Raw genomic sequence first — 11,755 nt, forward strand, 5'->3', positions numbered from 1 at the left:
GCCGGGCCGGGGGGGGCGCCCCCCTCCAAGCCGAAGGCGCGAGAGAGGGGGGAGCCGCGAAGCGGCATGGGGGGTGTCGTCTCATCGCAGGCCCATTCCTTTGGCGAGCATTCCTCGCAGGATTTCGCGCGTGCCGCCGCGCAGGGAGAAGGAGGGCGTGGCCAGCACCAGGTGCCGCTGCACGCGCGCCAGGTCGCTCTCGGGCGGCATGCGACCGCCGAAGAGTTCGTGCGCCAGGTCGGGCAGGGCCTGCTCCAGCAGGGCGCCCTGGTCCTTGACGGCCGCGGCGGCCAAGCCCGGGTTCTGGCCCGCGGCCAGCATGCCGGCCACGCCCAGCGACATCTGCCGCAGCGTGGCGTACTGCGCCGCCAGGCGGCCCAGCACCAGCTGGTGGTGCGGGTTGTCGGCATCGGCGGCGTCCAGCATCTCCAGCATGAGCTGCGTGCTGCTCATGTAGCGCTCCGGGCCTGAGCGTTCGAAGGTCAGCTCGGTCGTCACCTGGTGCCAGCCTTCGCCCTCGGCACCGATCAGGTGGTGCGCGGGCACCGGCACCTCGTCGAAGGTGACCTCGTTGAACTCGTGCTCGCCCAGCTGGTTGACGATGGGGCGGATGGTCAGGCCGGGGCTGCGCATGTCCACCAGGAACTGCGACATGCCCGCATGCCGGTCGGCACTGGCCGGCGCCGTGCGCACGAGGGCGATCATGTAGTGCGCCTTGTGCGCGGCCGAGGTCCACACCTTGCGGCCGCTGATGCGCCAGCCCTCGCCGTCGCGCACGGCCCGGGTGCGGATGGAGGCGAGGTCCGAGCCCGAATCGGGCTCGCTCATGCCGATGCAGAAATGGCACTCGCCGCGCACGATGCGCGGCAGCAGCTCGGGCGCCAGCACCTCGGGCGAGTAGCGCATCAGCAGCGGACCGCTCTGGCGGTCGGCCACCCAGTGGGCCGACACGGGAGCGCCTGCGGCCAGCAGCTCTTCGAGCACCACATAGCGCTCGAGCATCGAGCGCTCGCCACCGCCATAGCGGCGCGGCCAGGTCATGCCGATCCACCCCCGCTGGCCCAGCGCGCGGCTGAACTCGGGGCTGTAGCCCGACCAGTTGCGGGCGCGCTCATGGGACGGCAGGTCGCCGAGCGTCTGCGCGAGAAAGTCGCGCACCTCGGCGCGCAGCCGCTCGCAATCGGGTGGCAGTTCGGCCGGACGGATGTCCAGGGCTTGCATGGGGCGTGTCTCCTTTGACGGTGCGTGCCGGGCAGGAGCGTCCGGGTCAACACCTAAAGCAACTTGCTTGTTGGTCAACAAATATAAGTGCTAGAGTCCGCCCAGGCAAGCGAGGTCCCACCCGGGCCTTCCCGGACTTGCGTGAATCCACAGCTACACAGACGGAGACATCCCATGACCCTTGAACGTCGCGCCTTCCTGGCTGCGCTGGGCGCCTTCGGCGCCGGCGCCGCACTGCTGTCGGCCAGCCCCGCCGCGCTGGCCCAGGCTGCCTTTCCCACCAAGCCGCTGCGCATCGTGGTGCCCTTCACCGCGGGCAGCGGCTCCGACTCGGACTCGCGCTTCTACGGCGACCTGCTGGGCAAGAAGCTCGGCCAGCCGGTGATCGTGGAGAACCGGCCCGGCGGCAGCGGCCTGATCGCGGTGCAGTCGGTCAAGTCGGCCCCGGCCGACGGCTACAGCATCCTCTTGGCCAGCAATTCGCCCATGTCGGTGAACCCGGCCGTGATGAAGAACCTGCCCTATGACCCGTTCAAGGACTTCAAGCCGCTGGTCGGGTCGGCCGTCGGCCCGGCCGCCTTCGTGGTGAAGGGCGACTCGCCCGCGCACAGCATCCAGGACGTGGTGGCCGCGGCCAAGCGCGAGAAGCGGCCCATCGCGGTGGGCAACTACTCGGCCGGCTATCAGCTGGTGGCCGCGTGGCTGGGCACGGCCTCGGGCGCGCAGATCAACCACATCAACTACAAGGGCGGCTCGCAGATGGTCACCGACGTGATCGGCGGCCAGCTGGCGCTGGCCATCGTCGACCCCTCGGCCTTCATCGAGATGCAGAAGGAAGGCCGCGTGCGCATGCTGGCCGTGACCGGCGCCAAGCGCATGGGCACCCTGCCCACGGTGCCCACCATGATCGAAAGCGGCTTCGCCGACTTCGAGACCTATGTGTGGAGCTCCTTCTTCGTGCGCAGCGACACGCCCGCCGACATCACCCAGAAGCTGATCGGCGCCATGGCCGAGGTGATGGCCCAGCCCGAGGCGGTGGCCTATCGCCAGCAGCGCGGGGCCGACTTCCTGGACCTCAAGGGCGACGAGATGCGCAAGTTCCAGCAGCGCGAGTACGAGCGCTTCAAGCGCGTGGCCGAAGCGGCCGGCCTGGTACAGCAATGACGACGACTTGGCCGGTGGACACCCCTGGGCGCGCCGGCCCCTTTTCTTTCGATGCCATGAAGCCTTCCGAGCAACCCTCTCCCGCAGCCAGCGGCCCGCTGGCCGGCCTGCGCGTCCTCGACCTCACGGCCGTCGTGCTGGGCCCGCTGGCCACGCAGATCCTGGGCGACCAGGGCGCGGACGTGATCAAGGTCGAAAGCCTGGAAGGCGACCTGATGCGCGCCAACGGCGTGTCGCGCCATCGCGGCATGAGTTCGATCTACCTCACCATCAACCGCAACAAGCGCTCGCTGGCGCTGGACCTCAAGCGGCCCGAGGGCGTGCAGGCCCTGCTGCGCCTGGCGGCCACGGCCGACGTGTTCATCCACAACATGCGCGTGCCGGCCATCGAGCGGCTGGGTCTGGGCTACGAGGCACTGCGCCGCGTGCGGCCCGACATCGTCTACTGCGTGGCCACCGGCTACCAGGAAGGCGGCGCCTTCGCCGGCAAGCCGGTGTTCGACGACATCGTGCAGTCGGGCTGCGGCCTGGTGGACCTGAACCTGCGCGACGGCGCGCAGCCGCGCTACATGCCCACGCTGGTGGCCGACAAGGCCGCGGGCCTGATGGTGGCGCAGGCCGTCACCGCCGCGCTGCTGCATCGCGCACGCAACGGTCAGGGCCAGTATGTGGAGGTGCCGATGTTCGAAGCCATGACCGCCTTCACCCTGGTCGAGCACCAGGGCGGCCAGGCCTTCGAACCCGCCACGGCGGAGCCCGGCTATGCGCGGGTGCTGGGCGGCGGGCGGCGGCCCCTCGCCGTCCGCGACGGCCATATGACGGTGCTGCCGTACTCGCCCGCGCACTGGCAGGCGCTGTTCGAGCGCACCGGTCAGGCGGCGCTGCTGCAGAAGTACGGCCCCATGGACCGCAGCCAGCTCAATGCCCGTGTGCGCGAGCTGTATGCCGACCTGGCCGCCGTGGTGGCCGACATGGACTGCGCCACCTGCCTGGCGCTGTGCGAGGAGCTGGACATTCCGGCCACGCGCATCTATGCGCTCGATGAGCTGCGCGAGCACCCACAGCTGGCCAGCGTGGGCCTGTTCGAGATCCACGAGCATCCGACCGAAGGCCCCACCGTGCAGGTGCGGCCGCCGGTGCGCTTCGGCAGCACGCCGGCACGGATCGCGAGGCTGGCGCCGACGCTGGGCGAGCATTCGGCCGAGGTGCTGCGCGAGGCGGGGCTGACGGCCGAGGAGATCGAATCGCTGGCCGCCACCGGTGCCGTGAAGCAGGCCGTCTGAGGTCAGCAGGGCGGCCTGGCCTATTCGGCCACCACGTTGGCCTTCTTGACCAACGCCGCGTAGCGCTCCTGTTCCGATTTCAGAAAGCGCGTCGCTTCGTCCGGGCTGTTGAGGATCAGCTGGTCGTCACGCTTGGCGAAGCCGGCCTTCACCTCCGGATCGTTGAAGGCGGTGACGAAGGCGTCGTGCAGGCGTTTGACCTGCGCAGGCGGCAGGCCCTTGGGCCCCACCGCCGCGAACCAGCCGGCGATATCGATGCCCGGAAAGCCCTGCTCCGCGAGGGTCGGCACGTCGGGCAGGGCGCTGACCCGCTCCTTGCCCATCACGCCGATGGGTCGCAACTGCCCAGCCTTGATCTGCCCCTGCACCGCGACGACGGCCGCCGCGCCCATCTCGACCTGGCCGCTCATCAGGTCGGTGACCATGGGGCCCATGCCCTTGTAGGGGATGTGGCGTGCGCTGCCACCCAGCTCGCTCACGGCGAGTTCGCCAGCCAGGTGGATGATGGTGCCGTTGCCGGAGGATGCGAAGTTGAGCTCGCCGGGCTTGCTCTTGAGCAGCGTCTGCAGCTCCCTGGCGTTGCGCGCGGGCACCTTCGCCGGATTGACGACGAACACGAAGGGCGAACCCCCGATCACGGTGATCGGCGCGATGTCGCCCAGGCTGTCGTAGGGCAGTTTGCGGAACACGCTGGGATTGACGGCATGGTTGTTGGAGATCACCGCGATGGTGTTGCCGTCGGGAGCCGCCCGGACCACCGCCTGCGTGCCGGTGATGCCGCCCGCGCCGGGCATGTTCTCGATGACCACCGGTTGGCCGCCCAGTGCCTTGGACAGCGCGACTTGGGCCGAACGCAGGATCACGTCCACGCCCGAGCCGGCGCTCACCGGCAGGATGACGCGCAGTGGCGTGCCGCCCTGCGCATGGGCGCCGCCGGCCAGGCCGAGCGCCACGGCCGCAGCGCCGCACGCCATGAGGGTGCGGCGCCGCATCGCGGCGGCATGGGTGGACGAGCGTGGGGCGTTGGCGATCTTCATGGGTGTCTCCGTCGTTATGAATGTGATGCTGGGATGGGCTGCAGCGCAGAGCGCGCAGCCGCTCTTCGAAGCTCAGGTGGCGGCAGCCTTGAGGGCGGACAGGATCTCCTCGCTGTGCTCGCCCACGCGCGGCAGCGGCATGCGCACGCCCGGCCGTCGGCCGCCGAGCGTCAGGGGCAACAGCACCACGTCGGTGGTACCGCCGTCGTCGGTCACCATCGGCGCCAGGCCACCGCTCTGGCGCAGGTGGGGGTCGTCCACCAGCTGCTCGGGCCGCGCGATGGGCGCGTAGGGAATGCCGGCAGCCTCCAGCCGCGGCGCGAGTTCGTCCAGCCGGTGGTCGACCAGGATGGCGCCGAGTTCGGCCAGCAGCTGCGGCCGCACGGCCACGCGGGCGGCGTTGTCCGCATACTCCGGTCGCTGGGTCAAGGCGGGACAGTCCAGCACGCGGCACAGCGTGGCGAACTGCTTGTCGCTCACGGCGCCGATGAACAGCTGCTCGCCGCCGGCCAGGGTGAAGACGTCGTACACGCTCCAGGCCGACACGCGGGACGGCATGGGCGGCGGGGCTTCGCCGGTCATCAGGTACTGCTGCATGTGCTGCGAGGACAGGAAGACGCAGTTCTCGAACAGCGCGCTTTGCACCTCCTGGCCCCGGCCTGTGCGCTCGCGCTCGCGCAGCGCGGCCAGCACGCCGATGGCGCCGAACATGCCGCCCATGATGTCGTTGACGCTGGTGCCGGCACGCAGCGGCCGGCCCACGGGCCCGGTCATGTACGACAGGCCGCCCATCATCTGCACCACCTCGTCCAGCGCCAGGCGCTTTTCATAGGGGCCGGGGAGGAAGCCCTTGTGGCTCACGTAGATCAGGCCCGGATGCCGGGCGGAGAGCGTGGCGTAGTCGAGCCCCAGCTCCTGCATCAGACCGGGGCGGAAGTTCTCCAGCACCACGTCGCAGGTGCCGATCAGCTCGGCGGCCGTCTGGCGGCCGGCCTCGGTCGTGATGTCGAGCACCACGCTCTTCTTGTTGCGGTTGAAGCTGCGGAAGAAGCCGATGCCCAGGCCCGGCAGCCGCCGCGTCTTGTCGCCGCCCGGTGGCTCGATCTTGATGACCTCGGCGCCCAGGTCGGCCAGGATCATCCCGCAGGTGGGACCCATCACCATGTGGGTGAATTCGAGGACGCGCAGGCCGGCCAGCGGCAGAGCGGAAGAGTCGGGGGTCATGGGTGTTGGGTATTCCGGTGGGTGGGCATTCAGGCTGGCTGGGGCGCGGCGGCGAAGGTCTTGGGCAGGCCGGCACGCCAGAGCGCGCCGTGCGTGGGTTCGCCCGCGATCCAGTCGGCCACCCGGGCACGCAACGCGAGCAGGGCGGGGAGGTCGAGCCCGGTGTGGATGCCCATGGCCTCCGCCATGAAGGCGAGGTCTTCCGTGGCGGCGTTGCCGCTGGCGCCCGGTGCATGCGGGCAGCCGCCGATGCCGGCCAGCGAGGCGTCGAAGCGCGTCACGCCCAGCAGCAGCGCCGCATGCACGTTGGCCAGCGCGAGGCCGCGCGTGTCGTGGAAGTGGCCGCAGCAGAAGCGATCGCCCGCAATGCGCAGGGCCTGCTCGAACAGCCGGCCGACCGAGGCCGGATCGGCATAGCCGACCGTGTCGGCCAGGCTGACGCGGTCGGCGCCGGCGTCGAGCAGCGCCTGCATCAGGCGCAGCACCTCGGCGGGCTCGACGCGGCCCTGCAGCGTGCAGCCGAAGGCCGTGCCCACCCCGCCTTCGATCAGCGTCTTGCGGCCGGAGGCATCGCGCGCCGCGCGGGTGCGGGCCAGCTCGGCCACCACCTCGTCGGGCGTCTTGCGCAGGTTGGCCAGGCTGTGGGCGTGGCTGGCCGACAGGGGCAGGATCATCAGGTCGGCATCGCCTGCCAGCGCGGCTTCGGCCCCGCGCAGGTTGGGCACCAGCACCGAGGCGCGCAGGCCCGGCAAGGTCTTGGCGAAGGCCAGCACCTCGGCGGTGTCGGCCAGTTGCGGCATCAGCCTGGGCGGCACGAAGGAGCCCACTTCGATCTCGGTCTGGCCGGCCGCCACGGCCTGGCGCAGCCATTCGCACTTGGCGGCGGTGGGCACCACGGTGGCGATGCTCTGCAGCCCGTCGCGCAGGCCGACCTCGCGGATCGTGACGTGGGAAGGGTAGGAATGCGGGGCCATGGGCGTGCTGGGTGGTTGACGGTGGTCGTCTCTTGAAGCCAATGTAGAAGTGCCCATCGCGGCGGTAAAGTGATGATTTTTCCGTTCAGGGTTTCCGAATCGGAAAGACTCTTCATGCCCGACCTCGACCTCACCACCCTGCGCCTTTTCGTCGCCGTGTGCGACCACCGCAACATGGCACGTGCCGGCCAGCAGGAGCACCTGGGCCCATCGGCCATCAGCAAGCGCCTGGCGCAGCTGGAGGCGCAGGTGCACGCGCCGCTGCTCGAGCGGCACCGCCGCGGCGTGGTGCCCACGGCGGCCGGCGAGATCCTGCTGGAGCACGCGCGGGCCATGCTGGCCACGGCAGACCGCGTGGCGCGCGACATGAGCGCGTGGCGCCATGGCGTGAAGGGCCAGGTGCGGGTGCTGGCCTCGGTGTCGTCGATCTCGCAGCATCTGCCCGACGACATCGCCGCCTTCCTGCAGCAGCCCGCGCACGCGCAGATCCGCGTGGACATCGAGGAGCGCACCAGCGCGAGCCTGGTGCAGGCCTTGCGCGAAGGCCTGGCGCCGGTGGGGGTGTGCTGGGATGCGGCCGACCTCGAAGGCCTGCAGACGTTGCCCTATCGCGGCGACCAGCTGGCCGTGGCCGTGCCCCGGGGCCATCCCATGGCGCGCCTGAAGCGCTGCAGCCTGGCACAGACGCTGGCGCACGACCACGTGGGCCTGCCGGCCAACACGGCCGTGCACACGCTGCTGGCCCGTGCCGCGGCCATCATCGGCCGGCCGATCTACTACCGCGCCGTGGTCTCCACCTTCGATGCCTCGCTGCGCTGCGTGCAGGCCGGGCTGGGCGTGGCCGTGGTGCCGCGGGAGATCGTGGAGAGGTCGGGCGCGGGCGAGCGCCTGCGGGTGGTGCCACTGAGCGATGACTGGGCGCAGCGGCGCTTTGCGATCTGCTTTCGCAACGCCGCACAGCTCTCACCGGCTGCACGGCTTCTGACGGAGCATCTGGCTGCCGTGGCGCGGCCGCGCGGCTGAGTTCGAGAGCGCCCGCCGAACGATGGCGGGCGTCGGGAAACGTCCGCCCCTTGGACCTCGGGTCGCCGGGGGCCTTCGCGGCCTGCCCGCCGTCCCGCGGACGCTGCGCCGCCTGACACGCAGCGCCTTCGCGCGCAGGCAGGCTCGGCGCTCATGAAGCGCTTCCTTGACCTCTTTCCCCTGGTGCACGCCCTCATGGCCGTGGTGTTCGCGGTGGCATCGCTGATGCTGCTGGTGATCGCCGCGCGCATCGGCTGGGATGCCTTCGGCGCCGGCCTGGACCGCGGCTCGGCCGCCTCCATCATCGAGGCATTGGGCGTGCTGGCATCGGCCGTGGTGGCGCTGCAGATCTCGCGCACCATCGCCGAGGAGGAAGTGGTGCGCGAGGCCCACATCAGCGGGCCGACGCGCGTGCGCCGCTTCCTCTCGCGTTTCCTGGTCGTGCTGGTGGTGGCCCTGGCGGTCGAGGGCTTGGTGGCTGCCTTCAAGGCGCAGCGGGCGCCGGCCGACATGCTCTACGCCAGTGCCCTCGTCGTCGCCGTCGGCGTGCTGCTGGCGGGCTGGGGCGTCTTCATCCACTACAACCGTGAGGCGGAAGAGCTGGAGCCGGAGGCCATGGCCGAGGCCAAGCAGGAAGACGGCAAGGTCAGCTGAGGACGGCGGTCAGCCTGCCGGTGGCGGGGGCGGGGTGTCCTCGATGTCGACCTCGAAGTTCTCGAGGAAGCGGCTCACCATCATGTAGAAGCCGATCACCAGCGTCAGCTCGGCTACAAGGGCCGGCGACAACTGCTTGCACAGGGCCTCGAACATCTCGTCGGGCGCCTTGACGTGCTCGACCACCTGGTCGACGTAGTCCAGCACCATGCGCTCGGTGGCATCCAGCGCACCTGGGTCGGCGCCCGGCTCCAGCGCGGCGACCTTGTCGTCGGCCAGCCCCACGTTGCGTGCCACGCGCCGGTGTTGGTGCACCTCGTAGCTCGAACCGCACAGCAGGCCCACGCGCAGGATGGCGATCTCGCGCAGGCGCGAGTCCAGCCGGTTCTCGCGCAGGATGGCGCCGCCCAGCGCCAGGAAGCCCTCGGCCACCTTGCCGGCGTGCGGCAGCATGCGGTAGAGGTTGAGCGGGGGACGCGAGCCTATCAGCTGGCGGTAGGTGTCGGAGGCTTGGGCGAGGTCGAAGTAGGGAACGCGGGCCATGGTGCGGTGTGGGGTTGAGTCGCATCGGCGGGCGGGCCGCCGATGCAATGGGCAGTGGGCAGTGGGCAGAGCGCTCAGCGGCTTTCGGCGCTGGTGCTGGCGATGAGCGACTTGTAGAGCGTGACCTCGTCGACCATCATCTTCTGGATCGCGGGCATGTCGTCGAGCATCGGCTCCGAGCCGTTGGCCCGCAGGAAGGCCGGGTAGTCGGGGCCGTGGAGCACGCGCTGGATGGCGGCCATGAGCTTCTCGGTGACCGGGGCCGGCGTCTCGCTTCGCACCAGGAAGACGTCCCAGCTGTAGTACGAGAAGTCCGGCAGCCCGCTTTCGGCCACCGTGGGCACGTCCGGGTAGTTGGGATGGCGCTTGGTGCCCGTCACCGCCAGCGCGCGGATCTTGCCGGCCTTGATCAGCTCCTGCGTGGCCGTGGCGTCGCCATAGGCGATGTCGATGCGGCCGGCCGCGAGGTCGGGCAGTGAGGCCGGATAGCCCTTGTACGGCACGTTGCGCAGCTTGATGCCGGCCAGATTGGCCAGGCGCTGCGAGGTGAGGTAGTAGCCGTCGGAGTAGGTGCCGATGGTCAGCGCCTCGGGTTTGGCCTTGCCCACCTCGATCATCTGGCGGATCGTCGTGAACTTGGAGTCGGGCGGCACCGTCAGGATGGCCGGCGCGCGCAGCATGCCGCCGACCAGTTTGAAGTCCTTGAACGGGTCGTAGGGCAGGCTCTTGCCGTAGGCGACCGGGATGGTGATGCCCGACGAGCTGCCCACCAGCAGCGTGTAGCCATCGGCCGGCGCCATGCGCACGGCCGAGAAGGCGATGACGCCATTGGCCCCGGGCCGGTTGTCGACCACCACCGGCTGGCCCAGCTCCTTGCCCAATGCGTCCGCGAAGTTGCGGGTGCTGGTGTCCAGGCCGTTGCCGGCCGGGAACATCAGGATGATCTTGAGCGGGCGGTCGGGGAAGGCACCGCCGCCCTGGGCCTGGCCCTGCGCCTGCACCGGCGCTGCGGCCAGCAGGCCTGCACCCATCAGCAGGCCCAGGACGGCGCCGAGCACGCGGCGGCGGGGCGTTCGAAGAAGGTGCGTCATCGCGGGATCCTTTCGTGGGTTCGGTTCACAGGGCAGGGAAGCGGTGCGCGCTCACGGGGCCGGGAGCGCTGTCATGCGGGACAGGGGCGCGTCGTATCCGGGCTCGAGTTCGATGTCCATGGACTGCAGGAAGCGCCCCACGCACACATAGAAGCTCGCCGTAAGCACCAGCTCCACGACGGCGGCGTCGTCGAAGCCGCAGTGCTTGAGCTGCATCAGCGTGGCGTGCGAGGCGGCCGGACCGCGCGTGACCTCTTCGGCCAGCTGCAGTGCGGCGCGCTGGGCTTCGTCGAACAGGTCCGACGTCTGCCAATGGGCCAGGGCGTCGATCTGCGCATCGCTCACGCCCGCTTCCAGGGCCATGGGCACGTGGTGCGCCCATTCGTAGGCCGTGCCGGAGATCTGTGCGCCGCGCAGGATGAGCAGCTCGCGCAGCGGACGGGGCGTCTGGGCGTTCTGCCGCAACGGCCAGGCGAAGTCGAGCCAGCCGCGGAACATGGCGGGTGCCGTGGCGAGCACGCGGTAGAGGTGGGGCATCTCGAAGTCCGGGCCGCGGGCCTGGCGCACTTCATCGAAGAGGGCGGCGGCCTGCGGATCGGCCGGGTGTTCGGGGAGCAGGGGAATGCGGGGCATATTCAGCCACCCTTGCTCTCGCGCTTGTCGGGCGCCAGTCCGGGCGATGGCGCCTTGCCGGCCGTGGCGCCCGCATCCACCGGCAGGATCACGCCCGTCACCCAGCGGGCCTCGTCACTCGCCAGGTAGGCCACCGCCTGGCCCACGTCCCAGCCCGAGCCCTCGGTCTGCAGCAGCGAGCGCATGCGCCGCTCCTCGCGCACCTCGGGCGTCATGCGGCCTGCGACCATGGGGGTGTAGACCATGCCGGGCGCCACGCAGTTGACGCGGATGCCTTCGGTGCCGTGGTGCGCGGCCATGGCCCGCGTCATGTTGACCACCGCGCCCTTGGACGTCGGATAGAGCAGGGCGGGCGTGCCGCCCATGAGCCCCGCCACCGACGCGATGTTGACGATGGCGCCATGGCCCAGCTTGCGCATCTCGGGGATGGCGTAGCGGGCCATCAGCATCATGGAGGTCACGTTGATGCGCAGCGCGCGGTCCCACTCCTCCAGGTCCAGGTCCACGGCGCTGCCGCCGGGGCCGCCGATGCCGACGTTGTTGACCAGGATGTCGACGCGGCCCCAGGCCTCCACGGCCGTGGCGACGGCCTGTCGGCAGGCCTCGGCCTGCGACACGTCGCAGGCGAGCGTGATCGCCTGCCCGCCCTCGGCCACGATGGCGCGTTCGGTCTCCCGGGCCGCCTCGGGCTCCAGGTCGAGCAGCAACACGCGGGCGCCGCGGCGCGCCAGCAGGATGGCCGCGGCGCGGCCGTTGCCGACGTCGGCCGTGCGGGAGCCGGCGCCGGTCACGATGGCGACGCGGCCATCCAGGCGGCTGCTGGCAGGTTGGGAATGGTCGGCGGCGCCGAATGGGGTCGGAGTGGTGTTCACGCAGGGCCTCGGGGCCGATGGCCCATGGAGTGATGG

General features: G+C 70.6%; 12 protein-coding genes. 4 read left to right on the forward strand and 8 right to left on the reverse strand.

The genetic code is table 11. The features are described 5' to 3' along the window. Positions 1 to 81: 81 nt before the first annotated feature. Positions 82 to 1,221, reverse strand: coding sequence for an acyl-CoA dehydrogenase family protein (locus BXA03_RS22265; RefSeq protein ID WP_076511365.1), 1,140 nt, complete (start codon positions 1,219 to 1,221; stop codon positions 82 to 84). Positions 1,222 to 1,395: 174 nt separating this feature from the next. Here BXA03_RS22265 and BXA03_RS22270 point away from each other — a divergent pair, with 174 nt between their 5' ends. Then, positions 1,396 to 2,385, forward strand: coding sequence for a Bug family tripartite tricarboxylate transporter substrate binding protein (locus tag BXA03_RS22270; protein ID WP_076511366.1), 990 nt, complete (start codon positions 1,396 to 1,398; stop codon positions 2,383 to 2,385). 56 nt (positions 2,386 to 2,441) lie between these two features. After that, on the forward strand, positions 2,442 to 3,668 hold the full coding sequence (locus BXA03_RS22275; protein ID WP_076511415.1) for a CaiB/BaiF CoA transferase family protein: 1,227 nt from the start codon (positions 2,442 to 2,444) through the stop codon (positions 3,666 to 3,668). A gap of 20 nt (positions 3,669 to 3,688) precedes the next feature. On the opposite strand, the gene BXA03_RS22280 is transcribed toward BXA03_RS22275, so the two are convergent. The 3 genes from BXA03_RS22280 to BXA03_RS22290 form a co-directional block, all read right to left on the reverse strand. Continuing rightward, positions 3,689 to 4,705, reverse strand: coding sequence for a Bug family tripartite tricarboxylate transporter substrate binding protein (locus tag BXA03_RS22280; RefSeq protein ID WP_076511367.1), 1,017 nt, complete (start codon positions 4,703 to 4,705; stop codon positions 3,689 to 3,691). A 72-nt stretch (positions 4,706 to 4,777) separates the two neighbouring features. Beyond that, positions 4,778 to 5,929 (reverse strand): CaiB/BaiF CoA transferase family protein, encoded by a 1,152-nt coding sequence (locus BXA03_RS22285; protein WP_076511368.1) that lies wholly within the window; start codon positions 5,927 to 5,929, stop codon positions 4,778 to 4,780. Positions 5,930 to 5,958: 29 nt separating this feature from the next. Next, positions 5,959 to 6,903 (reverse strand): hydroxymethylglutaryl-CoA lyase, encoded by a 945-nt coding sequence (locus BXA03_RS22290; protein ID WP_076511369.1) that lies wholly within the window; start codon positions 6,901 to 6,903, stop codon positions 5,959 to 5,961. Positions 6,904 to 7,017: 114 nt separating this feature from the next. On the opposite strand from BXA03_RS22290, the gene BXA03_RS22295 reads away from it, so the two are divergent. Together BXA03_RS22295 and BXA03_RS22300 are read left to right on the forward strand one after the other, a co-directional pair. Then, positions 7,018 to 7,926 carry a LysR family transcriptional regulator gene (locus BXA03_RS22295; protein WP_076511370.1) on the forward strand — a complete coding sequence of 303 codons (909 nt, stop codon included), beginning with the start codon at positions 7,018 to 7,020 and terminating at the stop codon, positions 7,924 to 7,926. Positions 7,927 to 8,079: 153 nt separating this feature from the next. Further along, the gene (locus BXA03_RS22300) at positions 8,080 to 8,580 is read left to right on the forward strand and encodes a hypothetical protein (RefSeq protein WP_076511371.1); all 501 of its coding nucleotides are present in this window, start codon (positions 8,080 to 8,082) and stop codon (positions 8,578 to 8,580) included. Positions 8,581 to 8,589: 9 nt separating this feature from the next. On the opposite strand, the gene BXA03_RS22305 is transcribed toward BXA03_RS22300, so the two are convergent. The 4 genes from BXA03_RS22305 to BXA03_RS22320 form a co-directional block, all read right to left on the reverse strand. Continuing rightward, the gene (locus BXA03_RS22305) at positions 8,590 to 9,123 is read right to left on the reverse strand and encodes a carboxymuconolactone decarboxylase family protein (RefSeq protein ID WP_076511372.1); all 534 of its coding nucleotides are present in this window, start codon (positions 9,121 to 9,123) and stop codon (positions 8,590 to 8,592) included. A gap of 74 nt (positions 9,124 to 9,197) precedes the next feature. Next, positions 9,198 to 10,214 carry a tripartite tricarboxylate transporter substrate binding protein gene (locus BXA03_RS22310; protein WP_076511373.1) on the reverse strand — a complete coding sequence of 339 codons (1,017 nt, stop codon included), beginning with the start codon at positions 10,212 to 10,214 and terminating at the stop codon, positions 9,198 to 9,200. Positions 10,215 to 10,265: 51 nt separating this feature from the next. Then, a complete protein-coding gene (locus BXA03_RS22315; RefSeq protein WP_076511374.1) occupies positions 10,266 to 10,847 on the reverse strand; it encodes a carboxymuconolactone decarboxylase family protein in 582 nt (193 codons plus the stop codon). 2 nt (positions 10,848 to 10,849) lie between these two features. Next, complete coding sequence (locus BXA03_RS22320) at positions 10,850 to 11,719, reverse strand: SDR family NAD(P)-dependent oxidoreductase (protein WP_076511375.1); 870 nt, start codon at positions 11,717 to 11,719, stop codon at positions 10,850 to 10,852. Between the last annotated feature and the right edge of the window lie 36 nt (positions 11,720 to 11,755).

The organism is Pseudacidovorax sp. RU35E (assembly GCF_900156165.1).
Taxonomy (GTDB): domain Bacteria; phylum Pseudomonadota; class Gammaproteobacteria; order Burkholderiales; family Burkholderiaceae_C; genus Xenophilus.